The sequence below is a fragment of the Xylanibacter muris genome, from assembly GCF_013166605.1.
GTDB lineage: Bacteria > Bacteroidota > Bacteroidia > Bacteroidales > Bacteroidaceae > Prevotella > Prevotella muris.
Genome location: NZ_JABKKF010000002.1, coordinates 323571 through 344566, shown reverse-complemented (window position 1 = coordinate 344566; position 20996 = coordinate 323571). Strand labels below are relative to the sequence as shown.

Here is a 20996-nt window from a genome sequence, read left to right as displayed (position 1 = left end):
CATTCACATTAATTCATTTGATGCCATTTATTATTATATTTCATAGATGAAAAATGTAACTGAAAACATCTTTTTACATCGCAAAGTTAATAAAATATACTCTAATAATCTATTTTTTTTGAATATTTTAGTAACTTTGCAAATGCATTTGATTCCATTTTGCAAGAATGATGAATATTCAAACAACATACAGACAGTCATTAAAAGAAGAAATACTTGTTACGGCCATGGAATTATTCATAAACATGGGAATAAAGGCAGTAAAAATGGATGATATCGCCAACAAGCTTGGCATATCGAAACGAACATTATACGAGACCTGCGACAACAAGGAAGAACTGCTGTTTGAATGTGCTAAAATGTACAAGAAGAAAAGGGAAATAAAGACAAAAGAACTCATAAAAGAATGCAACAGCGCAATGGATATACTCCTGCGCATGTACAAGCAGAAAATTGAGGAATGCAAGGTTGTCAACCCGCAGTTTTATCTTGACATCGTAAAATATCCAAAGATAACCGCTTTTTTTGAAGAGGATGCAGCCGAGAAAAAACGCCACTTCCTGAAATTCCTTAACCGTGGAATAAATGAAGGATATTTCAGGGCTGACGTAAACTACAACTTGCTTGTAAACTCACATGAGATATTAAGCAAAAGTATCGTAATGGAAAACCTATACAAGAAGTATACAATGGAAGAACTGTTTTTCAACTTGATTTTTGTCTCATTTCGAGGTTTCTGCACAAAAAAGGGAATAGAAGAAATGGATTTTTACCTTGAAATGAACACAAATACCAATAATACCGATACACCACGGCATCCATAGCACTACAGATTCTGAAAATCAGGAACAACAACAGGGAAAAAACATTCAAATACAAAAAGCGGGTGCGGTTCAATGTGAACCGCACCCGCTTCTATATAAAGACACAAAAATGTATATTAAAATACCTCACCTGTTTACGGAACCACCGACAATATCAAGCAATTCACTCGTAATGGCCTGCTGACGGCTCTTGTTATACTGCAAATTCAAATCTCTGAGAATCTCATCCGCATTATCTGTTGCGGTCTGCATGGCAACCATACGTGCGGCATGTTCCGATGCTATACTGTCAAGAAGAGCTGTATATAACATAAGATGAGCCATCTTCGGTATAAGAGTTGAGAGCACGGTTTTCATATCTGGCTCTACAATGAAATTATCATTAAGAGGCATGGCTTCCTCCCTTTTCACCTTATTAGCCGACTCACGCTTACGAAGATATTCCTGAGTCTCACGCGTCACAATATTTATCGAAAGGTCACGTTCATGGTCCGAATGCAGTTCGGACGTAAGATCTATAGGGAGAAATCTCTTCCTTGTCAGTATCTGAGAACCGGCACTTTTGAAATGATGATATATCATCTCAACCTTATCAATCTCACCATCCAGAAACTTCTTTCCAAGTTCGCGGGCTATATCAATACACTGCCTTACATTGGGTTTGTCTGCCAAATCCGTGAAATCACCGGCAACATCATACCCCAGCTTCAAAGCCTTCTCGGCAGCCTTACGGCCTATGGGATATATTACAATATTGTCATGTCCAAGTTCTGCGTACTCGTCGGCAACATGCAACATCGATTTTATTATATTAGCATTAAAACCTCCGCAAAGACTGCTGTTGGACGAATATACCACCAACGCAACACGCCTGACCGGACGCTCAATGGTGAACACGTTTGAAGCATCCGCCTCTGAGGCGAGAAATGATTTCAGGATATGCTCCAACATACGCTCGTACGGAAGCATATTCTCAATCATAACTTGGGCATGATGCAATTTTGATGATGCGACCATCTTCATTGCGCTCGTTATCTTACGCGTTGAATTGACAGAAGAAATCCTGGTCTTTATCTCTTTGAGCGACGGCATACACTATCAGTTTTTATACTGTCCGGAAATATCAGCCATCGTCTTCTCGATAACAGACGTGACAGTATCGTCTATCTTGCCGGCAGCAAGTGTTTCTATAACTTCAGGATACGATGTACGGAGTTTGTCAAGGAAAGCATCCTGACAATCACGTACTTTCTCCACAGGCACCTCATGCATTAGTCCATGGGTTCCGCAATATATTATAGCAATCTGCTCACCGACAGGCATCGGACTGTACTGGGGCTGAATAAGCAGCTGATTGTTCTTCCGGCCACGGTCGATTGTCATGGCTGTAACAGCATCCATATCACTTGAGAATTTAGAGAAAGCCTCCAGTTCACGGTATTGCGCCATATCAATCTTCAACGTACCAGCAACCTTCTTCATAGACTTGATCTGGGCTGAACCTCCCACACGGCTAACGGAAATACCGACATTCACAGCCGGACGGAAGCCTTGGTTAAACAAGTCACTCTCAAGATAAATCTGACCGTCTGTAATTGAAATCACATTCGTTGGTATATAGGCGGAAACGTCACCGGCCTGGGTTTCAATAACTGGAAGAGCTGTCAAAGAGCCACCGCCCCTGACATGTCCCTTCATACATTCCGGAAGATCGTTCATCTGTTCCGCCACCTCCTGCTGGTCATTGATGCGTGCTGCACGCTCCAAAAGACGGCTGTGAAGATAGAACACATCACCCGGATAAGCCTCACGTCCGGAAGGACGACGCAAAATCAACGACACCTCACGATAGGCAACAGCCTGCTTCGACAGGTCATCGTATACAACCAAAGCCGAATAGCCGCGGTCGCGGAAATACTCTCCGATGGCAGCACCGGCAAACGGTGCATAATACTGCATGGCAGCAGGATCGGCAGCCGTGGCGGAAACGATGATTGTATAAGGCATCGCACCACGTTGCTTAAGGTTCTCGACAAGAGCCGCAACAGTAGAAGCTTTCTGACCTATTGCAACATATATACAATAGACAGGCTTGCCGGCCTCATAAAAACTCTTCTGGTTGATAATGGTATCAACAGCAATTGCTGTCTTTCCGGTCTGACGGTCGCCGATAATGAGCTCACGCTGCCCCCGACCGATAGGAATCATTGAGTCAACAGACTTCAATCCTGTCTGAAGAGGCTCCTTGACAGGCTGACGGTATATAACTCCGGGAGCCTTACGGTCGAGAGGCATTTCAAATGCACCCGTAAGGTCAATATCTCCCTTTCCGTCAATTGCCTGACCAAGCGGGTTTATCACACGGCCAAGCATATTATCGTTGACCATGATTGACGCGATACGCTTGGTACGCTTAACCACCATGCCCTCCTTGATGCCTTCCGTAGATCCAAGAAGCACACAACCCACGTTGTCCTCCTCAAGATTCATGACGATTGCCATGGTACCGTTCTCAAACTCAAGCAACTCATTGGCCTCGGCATTACGCAAACCGTAAATACGGGCTACACCATCGCTGACCTCAAGCACAGTACCAACCTCATCAAACCGCTGGTCGTTGTTCAAACCCTGAAGTTTTTCAAGAAGCACTTGCGACACTTCACTCGGTTTTATTTTATCTGACATGATTTTTATTTTTTAATTATTTAAGCATACTGCATGTAAATATCATAACACCTTTTATAAACATGCCCTGCTATTTACTTAACTGTGAAAGCATTCCACGCAACTGGCTCTGCACACTGGCATCAAGCCTGTACGTATCATATTCAAGCACAAACCCTCCTATTATGTCCGGATTGACTTCTGTCTCAAACTCCACAGTGCCCTTTGTCTTACTTTCCACCATCATGCGCATCTTTTGCTCCATCTCTGGAGATACAGCCACGGCAGTGGTCAGTTTTCCTCTGATAATATTCTTCTGTTGCCTATAAAGAGTGATATATGAATTAGCCATGAACTGCAACATATTCTCACGGTCCTCCTCAAGAACCAATGCCAAAAAAGAATCAACAAGAACAGACACTTCACCGCCACATGCCGTGACGAGCAGCTCCTTCTTCTTGTCTTTTAAAAGCATGGGATTGTCTACCGTAAGCCTCAGGGCCGTAACGTCCATGTAGCTCTTTGCAAGAGTCTGCATTTCCTGATACACCTTATCTTCAAGCCTTGCATCTGTTGCCGCCTTAAGCAACGCACGTGCATACCTTACCGATATTACCCCTATATCCATAACTAATTCTTTTTATCATCACCGGCAACCTCATCCAACAGCCGGTTTATTGTATCCATCTGCCCGTAATCCGATGACAGCTCCTTCCGGAGTATCTTTTCCGCCACCCTTACCGAAAGTTCCGCCACCTGTGCACGTATATCACTGATAGCAGCCTTTTTCTCATTCTCTATCTCAGCCTTGGCTTCTGCTATCATACGAATGCCTTCCTCGCGTGCCTTATCCTGCGCCTTCGCAATTATTGCATCACGTGTATCGGCAGCCTCCTTGAGCAGTAGCATCTGCTTCTGACGAGCTTCCTGCAAAATGGTCTCACCCTCTTTCTGTATATTCTCAAGGCGTTGCGACGCCTCATGAGCCTTTCTGAGGCTTTCGTCTATATATTTCTTACGGTTCTCAACCATGCCTATGATGGCAGGAAAACCGAATTTGGCAAGAACGAAGAATACCACCAAAAACGCTAATAACATCCAGAACAACAATCCGAGGTCCGGTGTCAGTATTGATGGCAAATTTAGTTCCATTTTTATACTTAGCTTGTTTAAATCTATCTAATGTATTCTTTCCTTACAACATTATTTGATAAGGAACGCACATGCAGCAATGGCAAAGAGGGCACATCCCTCAACAAAAGCCGATGTAAGAATCATGTTTGTCTGGATTTTACCTGTAGCCTCCGGCTGACGGGCAATGGCGTCCATTGCACTACCGCCAATCTTACCTATACCCAAACCTGCTCCAATAGTTGCAATACCTGCTCCAAGACCGCAGCCCAGCTGTGCCAGACCTTCAGCAGCCAAAAGTGTTGAAATAATCATAACTCTATAAATTTTAAATTGTTATTAATTTTATTGTTTTCTACTTTATTCTCTATTAATTGATCTCTTCCCTACCACATGCACACTATGCATGAAATGAAAGAAAGAAAAACTGTAAAAACAGATTTTAAATATGCGTCATACATTCTCCTCATGAGCATGATGCTCAGGATGTGAGAGACCGATAAACACTGCGCTCAACATCGTAAACACATACGCCTGAACAAATGCCACCAAGACCTCAAGACAATTCATGAAAAGCAACATGACAGCACTGAAAACATTCAGACCTATTCCATAGCCAACGCCCATCGACCATCCGAGGAAAATAACACACGTGAAACTCAATATGACAGCATGCCCCGCCATCATGTTGGCAAAAAGACGGATCATAAGCGCAAAAGGCTTTGTAAAAACACCGAACAATTCTATAAGCGGCATCACCGGTGCGGGATAGGCTTTAAGAAACAACGGAACGTCAGGCCAGAATATCTCTTTCCAGTATTCCTTGTTTCCGAATACGTTAATTGCCAACATCGTGCATACTGCAAGGAAAAGAGTCACATTTATATTGCCTGTAACATTTGCACCTCCAGGAAAGACCGGAATAAGGCCTATGATATTCGTTGTGAATATGAAAAAGAACACCGTTAGAAGATAAGGCGCAAATTTCCTGTAATGCCTGTCTCCCACTGACGGTTTTATCAAATCATCATATATCGTCATCACCAGCATCTCCACAGCTCCGACAAATCCTTTCGGAGCATCGCTCTTCTCGTCACGGTTCTTATACCAACGCGCACATGATAAGAACACGCATATAAGAACAATAACTACAATCCATATCTGTGCAACGGTCTTTGTTATACTCAAATCTATCGGCCTTACCGCAGTTCCGTCGGAAAGACGCTCATAAATCTTGCCATGATGCGCTTTATCAAAGAAGAACTTATCCGGTAAAGTGTGTGCCGTACAGAAAGACCATTCGCCTGTTTCCTCACTGCGTACAATTATAGGCAACGGTATACTGAAGTGCCTGCCTTCGTATGAGGCCACATGCCACTCGTATGAGTCTGCCAAATGTTCCAGAACGATTTCCGGTATATTCAAACGCTCTTCTCCTCCGTTGTCGGCCGCGCAAATATTCAAAGGCAACAGAGCCATAGCAATCAGGAAAAGTATTGTTCTTATTTGTTTCATCTGTTTTATTAATGATGCGTTATTACTTTTTGAGTTTATCAAGAGAGTTGGACACTTTCGAAAAAAAATACGAATGATGAAAGAGGATTGCCTCATAGAAAGCAAAGAACACAAGAATAAACTTCAATATGTGTCCGCTGCCTGCAACAAGATAATACACGAACATCGTAGCTATAGCCAACAGCATTCTGAATCCCGAGACAGCCGTATAGAAAGTAGGAAGGCTGTCAGCGGCATTTTCCGCAACCTTACGCCATATAAGCGCATCGGCACATTCGATAACGACAGCGAATGCCGCTCCAACTATAATCGGAGTAATATCGCGTGAAACGCCCATGACAAGCATCACCAAATATACTCCAGCCGCCACGATACATACAAGACACAGCCCTTGCATAATATAACGTATGCTCAGTTTTTTGATATCTGCCATAATTGCAAAAAGTCTGTTTATCCTGCTGCGTCACGGAAGCTCCACACAAACACTAACAGTGTTTTTCTGCACTTCAATGAACCCTCCTGCAATGGAAAGGCCATGCATTCCTAATGCATCCTTATACACCACGCGTCCGTTTTCCAGAGAAGAAATCAACGGAGCATGATTAGGAAGAACCTGAAATTCTCCCATAATACCGGGAACCGTTACGCTCTCCACCTCTCCGTTGAACTCCACACGCTCTGGAGATACTATTATCAACTTCAAACTCATAAACTCAAAATTAACAGAAACTATCCCTTTGCCTCCTCGATAAGCTTTTTACCTTTGGCAATGGCATCCTCGATAGTACCTACGTTCAGGAATGCCTGTTCCGGCAGATTATCAACCTCACCGTCAAGAATCATGTTGAATCCCTTTATTGTGTCTTCTATCGGCACCATCACACCTGGTACACCTGTAAACTGTTCTGCCACCGCGAACGGCTGAGAAAGGAATCTCTGGACGCGTCGTGCACGGTTTACGGTAAGTTTATCCTCATCAGACAGTTCATCCATACCAAGAATTGCTATGATGTCCTGAAGCTCTTTATAACGCTGCAATATCTGCTTCACTCTCTGTGCGCATTCATAATGCTCCTTACCAACGATAAGCGGGTCAAGAATACGTGACGTAGAACCCAACGGATCAACTGCGGGATAGATACCAAGCTCGGTAATCTTTCGGCTCAGCTCTGTTGTTGCGTCAAGATGTGTAAAGGTGGTTGCCGGAGCCGGGTCTGTAAGGTCATCGGCCGGTACATATACAGCCTGTACAGAAGTTATGGATCCCTTCTTTGTTGATGTAATACGCTCCTGCATGGCTCCCATCTCACTTGCCAGTGTCGGCTGATATCCCACAGCTGAAGGCATACGTCCCAAAAGAGCGGAAACCTCAGAGCCTGCCTGTGTAAAACGAAAAATATTGTCGATGAAGAACATAATGTCCGCAGCCTCACCATCCTTACCTCCATGATCGCGGAATTCCTCTGCCACGGTAAGGCCAGACAATGCAACCGAAGCGCGCGCACCGGGCGGCTCGTTCATCTGTCCGTAAACAAGCGTAGCCTGCGACTTGCGGAGTTCTTCCGGATCTACCAGCGACAAATCCCACTTACCTTCGTCCATGGCCTTTCTGAATTTATCGCCATATCGTATAACTCCGGATTCTATCATATCGCGTATAAGGTCATTTCCCTCGCGCGTACGCTCTCCGACTCCAGCAAACACAGAGTATCCGTTATGCCCTTTTGCTATGTTATTGATAAGTTCCATGATTAGCACGGTCTTACCCACACCGGCACCTCCGAAAAGTCCTATCTTACCGCCTTTCATATAAGGCTCGAGCAAGTCGATGACCTTTATACCCGTGGCGAGCATCTCTTTGTGTGTGGAAAGGTCCTCGAATTTCGGAGCTTCGCGATGAATAGGATAGGCACCTTTCATATCAAGGGCCTCCATTCCGTCAATCGGCTGTCCGATAACGTTCATCATACGTCCTTTAATCTGTTCACCGGCAGGCATAACGATAGGCGAGCCGGTCTGCCGCACTTCCAATCCACGCTGCAGGCCGTCGGTATTGTCCATAGCAACACAGCGAACCGTATCCTCACCGATATGTTGCTGAACCTCTACGATGAGTTCGCGTCCGTCCGGACGTGTAATCTTCAGGGCGTCATGAATCTTCGGCAACACTTTCTCCGCGTCCATGCCTTTGGTGTCGAAATAGACATCAATTACAGGACCTATAATCTGAGAAATGTGTCCATTTATTTGTGACATAGTCTTATATTTTAGTTATTTTATATTATATCTTATGTGTATGCCTTATATAAAAGAGGCCTGTGACAGTCGCCTCGCTTTAAGTCAAAATACATATTCTGCGGAACACTTCTGCAAAGTTAATAATTTTCCTATAAAGAAAATCATCTTTTTGCCTTTTTATTGCTTTTACGCCATATTTGGAGAGATTTAGGACTGCTTTAAATTGCATCTTGTCTTATCAGAGCCCCCGCCCGCAATTATATGCTAAGTTCGTCAAGGACTTTTATAAGTTTCATGTCAAGCGGTTTGTCTGTGCGTATGGCATCAGAGAACGGGACATACACAATCTCATTGTTTCTTATTCCCACCATGATATTTCTCTGTCCCTGCATTATAGCTTCCACAGCTCCCACTCCCGTGCGGCTTGCCAGTATTCTGTCATGAGCCGTTGGCCTGCCGCCGCGCTGCAAATGTCCAAGTATGGACACACGCACGTCATAATTCGGAAACTCCTTGCGCACACGTTCGGCATAATATAGAGCTCCGCACTTGGGACTTTCCGACACTATTACAATGCAGCTTTTCTTTGACTTTCGTATTCCACGCTCCATAAACCGTGCAAGCTGGTCGACATCTGTCGAGTCTTCCGGTATTATGGCAGCCTCGGCACCGCTTGCAATAGCGCTGTTCTGGGCAAGGAAGCCAGCATCACGTCCCATGACTTCAACAAAGAATATACGCTCATGGCTTTGGGCCGTATCACGTATGCGGTCCACACACTCCACTATAGTGTTCATCGTAGTGTCATAGCCTATTGTGGAATCCGTGCCATACAAGTCGTTATCAATGGTTCCCGGCAGTCCGACACAACAGAAATCAAACTCCTCTGCAAATATTCTCGCACCCGACAGAGAACCGTTGCCACCGATGACAACAAGTGCGCCAATACCCTCATTCCGAAGGTTCTCATAAGCTTTCTGACGCCCTTCCGGAGTCATAAAGCCTTTGCTTCTTGCTGATTTCAGTATTGTCCCGCCCTGCATTATTATCCCGCTGACATTCTCTGTCGTAAAGGGCCGTATCTCATTATTTATCAAACCGTCAAAACCGCGGTATATGCCTTTCACCTCAAAACCGTTACATATACCGGAACGTGTCACAGCACGTATGGCCGCATTCATACCCGGTGCATCGCCTCCTGAAGTAAGAATCCCTATCGTCTTAATCTTTGCCATAATCTTATTACTTTATTTACTAAACCTATTATCACTGAACTTTACCCACCAAAATTTTATCACCTTGTGATTCATTCACTATTCCGTTTCTTCATATCATCCGAAAAACAGGCTTTCCCCCCACAATACAATCAAACCTATAATCCATCCCATAAGAACCTTAGGAGTACAGTTTTTCAAATACCATCCTATATGCATACGTTCCATTTTCATCATTGCAAGCACGCTGGCATTAGTGAATCCGAGCAGACACCCTCCCGTAGCGGTGGTGAAAGCGATTATCTTCCAATAAATTCCGTTTTGAACAAAGTTCGCCATATAGTCGGCATCCATCCATCTGCCGAGAATATCGGGTTCGACAACGGGATACATGGACAAGGAAGTCATGGCTATTGCAAACGAGTCGACACACCCGCTCAAGATCCCTGCCGCAAATCCGGTTATCCAGATATTATGAACATTATAATCCACCCATTCCGAAAAATCGGCAAGGACACCTGTTTCCTTTACCGCTCCCAAAGCCAGCATGACTCCCATAACAAAAAGCATCAGCTGAATACTTCCATATTGAAGAACTCTTGGCGTGCGCCGCAATATCATCTGTTCGGCATTCATCAGTTTCCTGTTGAATATCTCATTTATTCCCCAAAGCACGGACAGGACACACAATGCGCCAAGGAACGGGCTCAGCTTGGTTATATTATGAAAAGTTGGTATAAACCATAACCCGCCTATACCGACAATTAGCATCACCACACGCTGCCAACGGTTAAGGTTTGTGTCGTCTCCGCGATACGGTGCGGCCTGCCAGTCTACATCCAGCCTGTCAGGCAAGGCACGGCCAAGCATAAACGTCGGCACCACCCATGCCACAATGGCAGGCAATGCAAGCCACGCCGAGAAATTTGTTGCCGTCACAAGCTCGCCCCCCCATAATATCAATCCTGCCGGATCACCGATAACGGTAAAGCATCCGCCTGCGTTGGCAGCCAGCACAATGGCACTGCCGATGACCATTCTCTGCCTTCTTCCCTGAACAATACCGTGCATTATCATAAGCATCATTGTGGAAGTTGTAAGCGTGTCAAGGTTTGCAGATATGATAAACGCTATTGCGGTTATTGTCCAAAGCAGACGTTTACCGCTACGCGTACGGACCCATTCGCCAATGAAATCAAAACATCCGTTGTTGTCAAGAATCTCCACTATCGTCATCGTGGCCAATATGAACATTACCACGGCAGCTGCCTTGCCGACATATTTCAGGAAAAGATTCTCGTAAATGAAAGTCTTGACCGCTGAAGCCGGAGCACCGGAACCAAGAAGAAAATCGGAATACTCACGAGGATACTGGCTCATGACAAAATCGGTGCCGTAACATATATACAGCACCCATCCTACCGTACCTACAAACATTGCGATGGCAGCCTTGTTTACATTGGTAAGATGTGATGTGGCTATAAGGAGATAGCCGGCAAGCAACATTGCTACTATTATAAGCGTCATACGTCAAAACTAAAATCGCACAAAGTTATCTATTCTAATTGAGAATATGAAACTTACAATAAGATTTTTACAAATTATAAACAAAAAAAATGTTATCCGTACCCTAACATAAAATCAAGTATACGGATAACGTTTGTCTGTAAAATACTGATATAATATCATCCGGCAGACTGCATCTCACGCAACAGCCGACGCTGACGCTCTGAAAGTCCTACAGGCAGTTTCACGGTAAAAGTGAGAATCAAATCTCCGGAAGTACCGTCTCTGCGACTATGCCCCTTACCACGGAGACGCACCTTTGTGCCATTCTGAGTCTCTGGTTTGACCTTCAGTTTCACCTTTGTTCCGTTGCCAAGTTGCACGAGCACTTCTCCACCAAGCATGGCCGTATACAGGTCGATGCTTACTTCCGCATTCATATCTCCTGTTTCCATGCCATGCCCGCTGTTAAAACCGGCACCGAAATGAGAGCGGCCCCTATCTGCCCCACCACCGAAAAGGCTGTCGAAAAAGGAACTGAAACCGCCTCCGTTGCCTCCAAATCCGGAAAAATCAAAACCTTCGAACGGTGTGTGGCCTCCACTGTACGCACCGCCTCCTCCAAAAGCATCAGCATTTTTCCACTGCTCCCCATATTGGTCATATTTCTTGCGTTTATCCGGATCACCGATAACATCGTATGCCTCGGCAAGAGCCTGAAACTTTGCCTTAGCCTTCGGGTCGTCCGGATGAAGGTCCGGATGGAATTGCTTGGCTCTCTTAAGATAAGCCTTCTTCACATCTTTTTGGGGTATATCCTTGCTTACTCCTAAAATCTTGTAATAGTCGATGAATGCCATATAAAAAGAATCCTCCTTTATTTATTCCAATGTATAAACTTAAAAACAGCCGCACACAACAATTATCAATTCGTGCCGGCGTTTCATACAATGCAAAAAACGTGCCGATTGTTTATTTCTGACACAACAATAAAGAATATATACCTGTAAAAAACAAGTACAGATTCAAAACGGCATACAACGGTAATATTGTTCACGGCAAAATAAAAAAGCATTTCTTTATACTGCCGGTGTGGAAATCTCAAGATTTTCATGTAAATTTCCTCTAAAGAAAAATGATTTCTTTATTATGCCGGTGTAAAAACTCATGCTTTTTATATACCTTTGCGAAAATATTCAAAAAAGCATGAACAAAACCGTATTATTAGCAGGAAGCCTGCTATACATTAATATAAATGCCACAAATGCACAAACAACTGTAAACGGCAACAACAATAACATGAACGAAAGCACGGAGATAAGGATAATACAGACATCTGATGTACATGGATGTATTTTCCCATACGACTTCATCGAGCGGAAAGAAACAAACGGCTCACTTGCAAGAGTGGCATCATACATTAAAAAAGCAAGGAAAGAAAGTCCTGAAGGAGTGATACTTCTCGACAACGGTGATTTCCTGCAAGGACAACCGACTTGTTATTTTTACAACTACATGGCCACCGGAGAAAGAAACATTGCGGCCGATGCCATAAACTATATAGGATACGATGCCGTGGCAATGGGAAACCATGACATTGAAACAGGACATGCCGTATATGATAAATGGATAAACGAACTGGGTTGTCCGGTTCTCGGAGCCAACATCATAGAAACCGCCACGGGAAAGCCTTATCTTAAGCCATATACCATCATAGACCGTAACGGCATACGCACGGCCGTTATCGGACTTATAACCCCGGCCATACCTCATTGGCTTAACGAAAGCCTGTGGAGCGGACTGAGGTTTGAGAAACTGTACGAGACAGCAGAATATTGGCTTAACCACGTGATGGAAAAAGAAAAGCCGGACATCGTAATCGGATTGTTCCACAGCGGATGGGACGGAGGTATAAAAACCAGGGACTATACGGAAGACGAGGCAGAAAAAGTGGCACGCAATCTACCGGGATTCGATGCGATACTATATGGCCATGACCATACCATACGAAAAGAATGGGTCGGAAACATTTCAGGAGACAGCACCCTATGCCTCAATCCGGCAAACAATGCCATGGCTGTGGCAGAACTGAGAATAACAGTTGAAAACAAAGGAGGCAAGAAAACCGTCTGCCATATAGACGGGGATATTGTGGATATCCGCAACGAGAAGCCGGACGCGGGATTTCTCGAAACATTCAGTAAACAGTATGAAAAGATTACCGAATTTGTAAACAAACCGATAGGATACATAACCCAAGATATCACAACACGCGACTGCTTCTTCGGTTCATCGGCGTTCACAGACCTCATACACAATCTGCAATTGAAAATTACAGAAGCCGACATATCTCTGTGCGCACCGCTGTCGTTTGACATTACCGTCAACAGGGGTGAACTGAAAATGAGCGACATGTTCAAATTATATAAATATGAGAATCAGATATGTGTGCTGAAAATGACAGGCAGCGAAATAAGGAAACATCTTGAAATGAGCTACGGACAATGGGTGAACACAATGTCGTCTGAAAACGACCACATAATGCTGCTTGACAAAAAGAAAACCAATGACAACCAAAGGTTTGGCTTCAAAAACCTTACATTCAATTTCGACAGTGCGGCCGGAATAGACTATGAGGTGGACGTCACCAGACCGGCCGGTAGCAGGGTGACAATAAAAAGGATGAGCAACGGCCGGAAATTTGACGAGAAAAAGTGGTATAAAGTAGTCACGAACAGCTATCGGGCAAACGGAGGAGGCGAACTGCTCACCAACGGGGCCGGAATAGACAAGGACTCACTAAAGACAAGAATAATATACGAAAGTACCGGAGACCAGCGTTTCTACCTCACAAAGGCTATCAGTGAAATGAAAGTCATATCACCGAAACCGAACAACAACTGGAAATTCGTACCGGAAACATGGGCTGCAAAAGCCATAGAACGTGACAGAAAGCTGATTTTCAAGGAATAACGCCACAGCTTTACAGATAGATAGAGATAAAAAGACAATGAAACATGAAAAATTACTATTTTGTATTCTGCAACGGTGAGATACTTATTGAAAAAAGACCTGACGGCAGCTACACTGTCCCATTTACGGACGAGCCGCCGACAATAGTCAGTAACGATACAAACATACTGAAAGTGACAGGTATCAACGGAACAGAAGTCAGAACCTACAAAACCGACATGCCCGTTACAGACAATAAAGGATATGAGATGTGCCCGTTACGCCAGAGTTACTATAAACTTGACCATGAGATGTATCTTGAGGCAGGAAAATGCAGCGAGCTTATCTACTGGGACAGTTCGACAAAATATTGCGGCTCATGCGGTGCACCGATGAGCATGCAGACCGAAATAAGCAAGATATGCACAAAATGCGGTAAAGAAATATGGCCGCAACTGGCAACGGCCGTAATTGTATTGGTAAGAAAGACAAGGACTGACGAGATACTGCTCGTACATGCAAGAAATTTCAAAAGCGATTTCTTCGGATTAGTCGCAGGATTCGTAGAAACAGGGGAAACACTTGAAGAAGCGGTAAAAAGAGAGGTAATGGAGGAAACCGGCATCAGCATAACAAACATACAATACTTCGGCAGCCAGCCGTGGCCATACCCGTGCGGCCTTATGATTGGATTCAATGCGGAGTATGAAAACGGGGAGATAAGGCTTCAGGAGTCGGAATTGTCAGCAGGAGCATGGTTCAACAGGGAAAACCTCCCCCGGATACCTGAGAAAATGTCCATCGCAAGAAAGCTTATAGATGCTTGGAAAGAAAAGACACCTCCATGCCTGTAACGGGTATTTAAGAGATTCACCGTTACAGGAGAATTAAAAAAACTAAAAAAAGCCGGCTACGTATTTTTTTTGAAATCTATTTACATCTTGATATATAGATAAAATTCTCTTTCAATAAACAGCATGTTCATCGTCGATGAATGGCATGTTCATCAAGCGTGAATAGCCTATTCTCTGTCGATGAACAGGCCATTCATTTTGGCACACTTTTTATTTGCCGTCAACACACTGAATATCAACCTGTTACCATCTTAACAGAAATACACAAGACCCTCATAGAAAAACATTGCGATTTTTTATTACATATCAGACCAGATTACACATGTAATCCGGCCGATCCGGCCCCACAATGTCATGGAAATGAATCCGCAGGACACAACATCCACGAACATATACGTTGCAATGAAATAAAAAAAGTATGGGAATACTAAATACAATTCGATTGGAAACGGAAACCGTATCCTCCTATGGCTGTCTCTATCAAAATTATTAATACTCAAGCAATTCAGCCTTCAAATCTCCCGAGAAGCTCACCTTTGTGTCAAGCAAATAGCAACTTGCCCCTGTTGGAATACATATCGTGGAATTAAAATGGAAGCCGGACGCATCCACTTTTTCAAAATCCATATTACTGAATACGGCTTGCTCGAGAAACGCAGAAGGAACAAACCGCGAATAAAGTTTCTTTGTAAGGTCACGTGAGAACAGCTGCGAAGTTCCCTTGTATATGCTAAGATGGATTATATTATCATAGTAAACGTTATCAACCTCAACACCATCCGAACTGTATGAGGAACTATACACCTTATATCTTGTCGGATTAATTGCAATATAACAGTGATAACGCTCACCGCCATACATTACCACCGTATCTTTCTTGAGCACCTCGGTAACAATCTGTACCTCATGCTTGTCATACGCAAACATAAGACTGTCGTCAGGATTGTCACTCTTGACATATTTCACCACGTCACCGTTTCTGTTTTTGAAACAAAAAACATTATTTGTCAGTTTAACGATAGGATAATGCGCCTGTGTGGACTCCATCACCAATGTATCGCCATAAACAGCAAAAAAAGTCGGCAGACTTGTCGAATCGGAATATAGAATAGTATCCCCGACCACCTTCAGTACCACATCGTCATTGTCAGCGTCAAGCCATACCCCCTGCAACATTTTCTTTGCTCCGGCATTTTCTGATATAACGACATCCCTGTCTTTCTTGCCGGCACAGCCGGAGACAGCCATGACGACAATACAGAAAAACAATAATAAAATAGAACTCTTTACCATTCCTTACCGACATTATTTCCCGATGCAGTGATACTCAAAACCGGCATCCTTAAGCTCCTCCGCATCAAATATATTTCTTCCGTCAAGCACCAGATGTCTGTTCATCGCCTTTGCTATGACGCCCCATGTGGGCAAACGGAACTCTTTCCACTCCGTAAGCAATATAAGCGCGTCAGCTCCAAGCACGGCATCATACATGTCACGACAATATATAACCGTATCCCCTACTCTTCTCCTACATTCGTCCATGGCTATAGGGTCGTATGCCCTGACAATACACCCGGCGTCCTTAAGAAGCTTTATCATGACAAGAGCCGTGCTCTCACGCATATCATCCGTTTCCGGCTTGAATGACAGCCCCCATAAGGCAACCGTCTTCCCGTGAAGGGCGACACCATCGGTCTTACCTCGCTCCGTACAACCGTCATTAAAAGCCTTTTTCAACTTTTCAAAAAGCAATCCTTTCTGCCTTTCATTTATTCTCTCGACGGCCTTAAGCACTTCCAAAGAATAGCCATTGTCGTCCGCAGTCTTTATAAGAGCCTTCACGTCTTTTGGGAAACAGCTTCCGCCATAGCCACAGCCTGCATACAGAAATTTCCGTCCTATACGTGTATCGGAACCAATACCGGCACGCACCATATCCACATCCGCACCGACAAGCTCACACAAATTCGCTATATCATTCATGAAAGATATACGCGTGGCAAGCATCGAGTTGGCCGCATACTTGGTCATCTCAGCAGAAGGAATATCCATAAATATGACACGGAAATTGTTTATAAGAAACGGTTTGTACAACCGTGAAAGAATTTTCTTGGCCTGCTCGCTTTCCACTCCTACGACAACACGGTCAGGAGAAAGAAAGTCTTTTATTGCGTTTCCTTCCTTAAGAAATTCAGGATTGCTTGCCACGTCAAACTTAACATCTACACCGCGGCGGTCTATTTCATCCTGTATGACCTTGCGTACCTTTGCCGCCGTCCCCACAGGCACAGTGCTCTTTGTGACAACCACCATATAACGGTTTATGTTTTCTCCGATTGTCCGTGCCACTTGAAGAACATATTTCAAGTCTGCACTTCCATCCTCATCAGGAGGAGTTCCAACAGCAGAGAACACTATTTCCTGCTCATTGAGCACGGACGCAAGGTCGGAAGAGAATTTCAAACGTCCGGCCTTGACATTTTTAAGCACCATTTCATCAAGCCCCGGCTCGTAAATAGGAATATCACCGTTTCTCAGACGCTCTATCTTATCAACATCGACATCAACACAAGTGACATTTACGCCCGTCTCCGCAAAGCATGTCCCTGAAACAAGTCCCACATAACCCGTACCTACTATTGCTATATTCATGAAATACTATACCTTGTTATATTTATTCAAAATAATCCGCATCCTTGAAAGACTGTCCTTTAAGGTCCTTTTCACTCGTAATCACATCAGACAGTTCCATAGGCCACTGTATGTTTATATCAGGATCGTCAAAACGGATACTCGCCTCACAATGCGGAGCATATATATTGTCCACCTTATATGTAAACACAGCCTCATCGCTCAACACAAGAAACCCATGGGCAAAGCCACGCGGAATGAAAAGCTGCCGTTTGTTTTCCTCACTCAGCTCAACCATGACATATCTGCCGAACGTTTTGCTGCTTTTACGCAGATCCACCGCAACATCAAGCACGCGACCCTTTATCACACGTACAAGCTTGGCCTGAGACATTTCACCTTTCTGATAATGCAGGCCACGCAAAACTCCATAAGACGACTTAGACTCATTATCCTGAACAAATCCGACCTTACCGACATTCTTTTCAAAGTCCGACTGTTTCCATACTTCATAGAAATATCCCCTGGCATCATTAAACACCAACGGCTCAATGACATATACATCCGCAATGTCGGTTTCTATATATTTCATACCTTTTTGTTGTTTGTTTTTCCGTTTTGCAAAAGTATAAAATATAATCGGAATACAAAAGTTTTTTTTCAAATTGCGGTTATTTTTATTTGTGCATATCACTATTTTTTGGTAATTTTGCACTCGTGATTGAATTGGACAGACATATAGAAATACTCCTGCTGGACAACGATTGTGTGATTGTTCCGGGATTTGGCGGGTTCGTTGCCCACCATGTTGACGCACGCTATGATTTCAACGACGGCACATTTCTGCCGCCGTTACGCACTATAGGATTCAACCCTCAGCTTACCATGAACGACTCCCTTCTGGCTCAGTCGTATGTGGAACTGTATGACATCAGCTATCCCGAGGCAATAAGAAAGATAGAAAATGAAATCAACGAGCTTAAACAGGAGCTGTATACAGAGGGAAGCTATGAGCTTAATGACCTTGGTATCCTATCCATTGACGAAAACGGCAAATACATATTCGAGCCATGTGAGGCCGGAATACTCACACCTGCACTTTACGGACTAAGTTCTTTCCAAATGAAACGGAAAGAAGAGGCGGCGGATGCATGTGCGAATAAATCCATAAAAGACAGCAAGGATATCCAATCCGATGCCCAAGTATTATTCGACAATTGCGTCATACACAGGGATGATGAAAACAATTATACTGAAACAAAAGAAAACAAAAATTACGAAAACGATGTAATACGCATAAAGACATCATGGATACGTAATACCGCAGCAGCCGTTGCTGCCATAATATGTTTCTTTCTGTTCACATCTCCCATAGCAAACAGCACAAAGGACAATGTGATGACAGGCAATCTGCACGGCAACATGTTTTTTAATATGATTCCGGAAGACAGCCATACCGGAGACATAAAACTGACAGATGTGTCGTCTACCGTGGAAAAGCCGGAAGCCAACAACAAAGACGCCAAGGCCGCAAACAAAGAGACTGCCAAAGAGAATAAGGAAGACAATTTTGCCGCACAAGAGACAAAAAAGGATAAAGGCAAGAAAGAAACTGTATACTGTATTGTCATGGCAAGTCGCGTGGCCAAGGCTAATGCCGAAACATTTGTAAAGAAATTACACAATGAAGGATACGAACAGGCTTATGTCCATACAAACAACAACATTATAAGAGTAGTTTACGGACATTATACAGACGAAAGTGAGGCAAGCTCGGAGTTACGGTCTCTACGCGACAACAAATATTTCGAGCAGTCATGGATATACAAAATACAATAAAAACAGATAAGAAGATACTTCAATAATGAAAAGAGTAAGATGCCCCAAATGTGACAATTATATCACATTCGATGAAACAAGATACGAACAGGGACAGTCTCTCGTATTTCAATGCCATAACTGCGGCAAGCAATTCGGCATAAAAATAGGAGTATCAAAACTGAAAGCCCTGCAAAAAGAAGAGCAACTTAACGAGAAAGCCAACGAGAAGGGGTTCGGCTCCATCATTGTCATTGAAAATGTCTTTCACTACAAACAGGTAATTCCACTTCAATTTGGTGTAAACATTATCGGACGATACATGAAAGGCAGCAAGACCAACACGCCGATAGAGACAAACGACCCAAGCATCGACATCAACCATTGCAGCATAACCGTAAGCCGCGACAAACACGGGAGGCTGAAATATGTATTGCGGGACGGCCCAAGTTATACGGGAACGTTTGTGGACAACGTGATTCTCGGTGACCGCGAACAACGTGTCATTGAAGACGGAACCCTATTCACAATCGGAGCAACAAGCGTCATTCTTCGCAGTGCGGAATGTGAGGAATAGAATTACACATTAATAAAATAATATCGCTTTTATCTAAAGAATATCATAAAACAAGTCCCAGACAACTATGATTTTATGATATTTCTTTGATAACATCTGTCTATCTGAATATTTTTATGTAACTTTGCCGATTATTATAGAACAGTTATATAAAAAGAAACAAAAAGCGGATGAAACCAACGGCTACATTGCTTTTACATTGTCCGGATCAAAAGGGCATAATATCGGAACTTACAAAATTCATAACCGATAACCAAGGCAACATACTGTATCTCGACCAGTATGTGGATAAGCAGGACGGAATGTTTTTCATGCGTATCGAATGGGAACTGACCACATTCATAATCCCACGTGACAAGATTCTTGAATACATCAAGACACTGTACACACAGCGTTATAACATGGAATGCAGCCTGTATTTCAACGACATACGCCCCCGAATGGCTATATTCGTAAGCAAGATGAGCCATTGCCTCTACGATTTGCTCGCACGCTACAAGGCAGGAGAATGGGAAGTAGACATTCCATGCATCATAAGCAATCATGAAGATCTGAGATACGTAGCCGAACAATTCAACATACCTTATTATGTATGGTCCATAAATAAAGACCACTCCAACAAATATGAGGTGGAACAGGCTGAGGCGGAACTGCTGAAAAAGGAAAGAATAACCTTTATCGTTCTTGCACGTTACATGCAGATTATCAGTGACGACATGGTGAAGGCATATCCTAATCATATAATAAACATCCACCACTCTTTCCTTCCAGCATTCATAGGAGCACGCCCTTATCACCAGGCATGGGAGCGAGGAGTGAAAATCATCGGTGCGACAAGCCATTATGTCACAGCCGAGCTCGATGCAGGACCGATAATCGAACAGGATGTTGTAAGGATATCACATAAGGACACTCCAGAGAGCCTTGTCAGGAAAGGCCGTGACCTTGAAAAGATTGTCCTGTCGAGAGCCGTGACAAAACATATAGAAAGAAAAATACTCACATACCATAACAAGACCATTATCTTCAACTAAAGATTGTGGTGTACGAGAGATCCGACAGAAGAATACAA

21 protein-coding genes are annotated in these 20996 nt (G+C 43.7%); 6 read left to right on the top strand and 15 right to left on the bottom strand.

The features are described from left to right. Positions 1-167: 167 nt before the first annotated feature. Positions 168-824 (top strand): TetR/AcrR family transcriptional regulator, encoded by a 657-nt coding sequence (locus HPS56_RS03445; RefSeq protein ID WP_285826065.1) that lies wholly within the window; start codon positions 168-170, stop codon positions 822-824. A 126-nt stretch (positions 825-950) separates the two neighbouring features. Here the strand turns inward: HPS56_RS03445 and HPS56_RS03440 are convergent, their stop codons facing one another. From HPS56_RS03440 to HPS56_RS03385, 12 genes are all read right to left on the bottom strand, one after another. Next, positions 951-1916, bottom strand: a complete 966-nt coding sequence (locus HPS56_RS03440) for a F0F1 ATP synthase subunit gamma (protein ID WP_172273860.1) — start codon at positions 1914-1916, stop codon at positions 951-953. Positions 1917-1922: 6 nt separating this feature from the next. After that, positions 1923-3509 (bottom strand): F0F1 ATP synthase subunit alpha, encoded by a 1587-nt coding sequence (gene atpA / locus HPS56_RS03435; RefSeq protein ID WP_172273857.1) that lies wholly within the window; start codon positions 3507-3509, stop codon positions 1923-1925. Between the two features lie 70 nt (positions 3510-3579). Next, complete coding sequence (locus HPS56_RS03430; protein ID WP_172273854.1) at positions 3580-4116, bottom strand: F0F1 ATP synthase subunit delta; 537 nt, start codon at positions 4114-4116, stop codon at positions 3580-3582. A gap of 2 nt (positions 4117-4118) precedes the next feature. Further along, on the bottom strand, positions 4119-4640 hold the full coding sequence (gene atpF / locus HPS56_RS03425) for a F0F1 ATP synthase subunit B (RefSeq protein ID WP_172273851.1): 522 nt from the start codon (positions 4638-4640) through the stop codon (positions 4119-4121). 51 nt (positions 4641-4691) lie between these two features. Further along, positions 4692-4934 (bottom strand): ATP synthase F0 subunit C, encoded by a 243-nt coding sequence (gene atpE, locus HPS56_RS03420; protein ID WP_094380635.1) that lies wholly within the window; start codon positions 4932-4934, stop codon positions 4692-4694. Positions 4935-5072: 138 nt separating this feature from the next. Continuing rightward, positions 5073-6134: a F0F1 ATP synthase subunit A gene (atpB, locus tag HPS56_RS03415; protein ID WP_172273848.1), complete on the bottom strand. Its 1062-nt coding sequence runs from the start codon at positions 6132-6134 to the stop codon at positions 5073-5075. A gap of 22 nt (positions 6135-6156) precedes the next feature. After that, the gene (locus tag HPS56_RS03410; RefSeq protein WP_172273845.1) at positions 6157-6567 is read right to left on the bottom strand and encodes a hypothetical protein; all 411 of its coding nucleotides are present in this window, start codon (positions 6565-6567) and stop codon (positions 6157-6159) included. 30 nt (positions 6568-6597) lie between these two features. Further along, entirely contained in the window at positions 6598-6843 is a 246-nt protein-coding gene (gene atpC, locus HPS56_RS03405) for an ATP synthase F1 subunit epsilon (RefSeq protein ID WP_172273842.1), read from the bottom strand. A gap of 20 nt (positions 6844-6863) precedes the next feature. Continuing rightward, complete coding sequence (gene atpD, locus HPS56_RS03400) at positions 6864-8390, bottom strand: F0F1 ATP synthase subunit beta (protein WP_172273839.1); 1527 nt, start codon at positions 8388-8390, stop codon at positions 6864-6866. Between the two features lie 239 nt (positions 8391-8629). Beyond that, on the bottom strand, positions 8630-9607 hold the full coding sequence (pfkA, locus tag HPS56_RS03395) for a 6-phosphofructokinase (protein ID WP_172273836.1): 978 nt from the start codon (positions 9605-9607) through the stop codon (positions 8630-8632). Positions 9608-9703: 96 nt separating this feature from the next. Beyond that, positions 9704-11113 carry an SLC13 family permease gene (locus tag HPS56_RS03390; protein WP_172273833.1) on the bottom strand — a complete coding sequence of 470 codons (1410 nt, stop codon included), beginning with the start codon at positions 11111-11113 and terminating at the stop codon, positions 9704-9706. Positions 11114-11271: 158 nt separating this feature from the next. Further along, complete coding sequence (locus tag HPS56_RS03385) at positions 11272-11952, bottom strand: DnaJ domain-containing protein (protein ID WP_172273830.1); 681 nt, start codon at positions 11950-11952, stop codon at positions 11272-11274. Between the two features lie 346 nt (positions 11953-12298). Here HPS56_RS03385 and HPS56_RS03380 point away from each other — a divergent pair, with 346 nt between their 5' ends. Continuing rightward, positions 12299-14065, top strand: coding sequence for a bifunctional metallophosphatase/5'-nucleotidase (locus tag HPS56_RS03380; RefSeq protein ID WP_253952373.1), 1767 nt, complete (start codon positions 12299-12301; stop codon positions 14063-14065). A 44-nt stretch (positions 14066-14109) separates the two neighbouring features. Further along, on the top strand, positions 14110-14898 hold the full coding sequence (nudC, locus tag HPS56_RS03375; RefSeq protein ID WP_172273827.1) for an NAD(+) diphosphatase: 789 nt from the start codon (positions 14110-14112) through the stop codon (positions 14896-14898). 489 nt (positions 14899-15387) lie between these two features. Here the strand turns inward: nudC and HPS56_RS03370 are convergent, their stop codons facing one another. The 3 genes from HPS56_RS03370 to rfbC are packed head-to-tail and all read right to left on the bottom strand — an operon-like array spanning position 15388 to position 18121. Continuing rightward, complete coding sequence (locus HPS56_RS03370; RefSeq protein ID WP_172273824.1) at positions 15388-16191, bottom strand: DUF4738 domain-containing protein; 804 nt, start codon at positions 16189-16191, stop codon at positions 15388-15390. Between the two features lie 12 nt (positions 16192-16203). Next, positions 16204-17550 (bottom strand): UDP-glucose dehydrogenase family protein, encoded by a 1347-nt coding sequence (locus tag HPS56_RS03365; RefSeq protein WP_172273821.1) that lies wholly within the window; start codon positions 17548-17550, stop codon positions 16204-16206. 22 nt (positions 17551-17572) lie between these two features. After that, positions 17573-18121 carry a dTDP-4-dehydrorhamnose 3,5-epimerase gene (rfbC, locus tag HPS56_RS03360; protein WP_172273818.1) on the bottom strand — a complete coding sequence of 183 codons (549 nt, stop codon included), beginning with the start codon at positions 18119-18121 and terminating at the stop codon, positions 17573-17575. Between the two features lie 125 nt (positions 18122-18246). Between rfbC and HPS56_RS03355 the strand changes: the two genes are divergently transcribed. The 3 genes from HPS56_RS03355 (at position 18247) to purU (ending at position 20958) form a co-directional block, all read left to right on the top strand. Next, positions 18247-19368, top strand: a complete 1122-nt coding sequence (locus HPS56_RS03355) for an HU domain-containing protein (RefSeq protein ID WP_285822009.1) — start codon at positions 18247-18249, stop codon at positions 19366-19368. Between the two features lie 25 nt (positions 19369-19393). Then, positions 19394-19924: an FHA domain-containing protein gene (locus HPS56_RS03350; RefSeq protein WP_172273814.1), complete on the top strand. Its 531-nt coding sequence runs from the start codon at positions 19394-19396 to the stop codon at positions 19922-19924. Between the two features lie 170 nt (positions 19925-20094). Next, complete coding sequence (purU, locus tag HPS56_RS03345; protein ID WP_172273811.1) at positions 20095-20958, top strand: formyltetrahydrofolate deformylase; 864 nt, start codon at positions 20095-20097, stop codon at positions 20956-20958. Positions 20959-20996: the final 38 nt, after the last annotated feature.

Bases quoted from the DNA above. Each gene is read 5' to 3' on its own strand.
- HPS56_RS03385 (WP_172273830.1), bottom strand. From the start codon at position 11,952: ATGGCATTCATCGACTATTACAAGATTTTAGGAGTAAGCAAGGATATA.
- nudC (WP_172273827.1), top strand. From the start codon at position 14,110: ATGAAAAATTACTATTTTGTATTCTGCAACGGTGAGATACTTATTGAA.
- atpA (WP_172273857.1), bottom strand. From the start codon at position 3,509: ATGTCAGATAAAATAAAACCGAGTGAAGTGTCGCAAGTGCTTCTTGAA.
- atpF (WP_172273851.1), bottom strand. From the start codon at position 4,640: ATGGAACTAAATTTGCCATCAATACTGACACCGGACCTCGGATTGTTG.
- HPS56_RS03410 (WP_172273845.1), bottom strand. From the start codon at position 6,567: ATGGCAGATATCAAAAAACTGAGCATACGTTATATTATGCAAGGGCTG.
- rfbC (WP_172273818.1), bottom strand. From the start codon at position 18,121: ATGAAATATATAGAAACCGACATTGCGGATGTATATGTCATTGAGCCG.
- pfkA (WP_172273836.1), bottom strand. From the start codon at position 9,607: ATGGCAAAGATTAAGACGATAGGGATTCTTACTTCAGGAGGCGATGCA.
- HPS56_RS03445 (WP_285826065.1), top strand. From the start codon at position 168: ATGATGAATATTCAAACAACATACAGACAGTCATTAAAAGAAGAAATA.
- purU (WP_172273811.1), top strand. From the start codon at position 20,095: ATGAAACCAACGGCTACATTGCTTTTACATTGTCCGGATCAAAAGGGC.
- HPS56_RS03380 (WP_253952373.1), top strand. From the start codon at position 12,299: ATGAACAAAACCGTATTATTAGCAGGAAGCCTGCTATACATTAATATA.
- HPS56_RS03440 (WP_172273860.1), bottom strand. From the start codon at position 1,916: ATGCCGTCGCTCAAAGAGATAAAGACCAGGATTTCTTCTGTCAATTCA.
- HPS56_RS03370 (WP_172273824.1), bottom strand. From the start codon at position 16,191: ATGGTAAAGAGTTCTATTTTATTATTGTTTTTCTGTATTGTCGTCATG.
- HPS56_RS03350 (WP_172273814.1), top strand. From the start codon at position 19,394: ATGAAAAGAGTAAGATGCCCCAAATGTGACAATTATATCACATTCGAT.
- atpE (WP_094380635.1), bottom strand. From the start codon at position 4,934: ATGATTATTTCAACACTTTTGGCTGCTGAAGGTCTGGCACAGCTGGGC.
- atpD (WP_172273839.1), bottom strand. From the start codon at position 8,390: ATGTCACAAATAAATGGACACATTTCTCAGATTATAGGTCCTGTAATT.
- HPS56_RS03430 (WP_172273854.1), bottom strand. From the start codon at position 4,116: ATGGATATAGGGGTAATATCGGTAAGGTATGCACGTGCGTTGCTTAAG.
- atpB (WP_172273848.1), bottom strand. From the start codon at position 6,134: ATGAAACAAATAAGAACAATACTTTTCCTGATTGCTATGGCTCTGTTG.
- HPS56_RS03390 (WP_172273833.1), bottom strand. From the start codon at position 11,113: ATGACGCTTATAATAGTAGCAATGTTGCTTGCCGGCTATCTCCTTATA.
- atpC (WP_172273842.1), bottom strand. From the start codon at position 6,843: ATGAGTTTGAAGTTGATAATAGTATCTCCAGAGCGTGTGGAGTTCAAC.
- HPS56_RS03365 (WP_172273821.1), bottom strand. From the start codon at position 17,550: ATGAATATAGCAATAGTAGGTACGGGTTATGTGGGACTTGTTTCAGGG.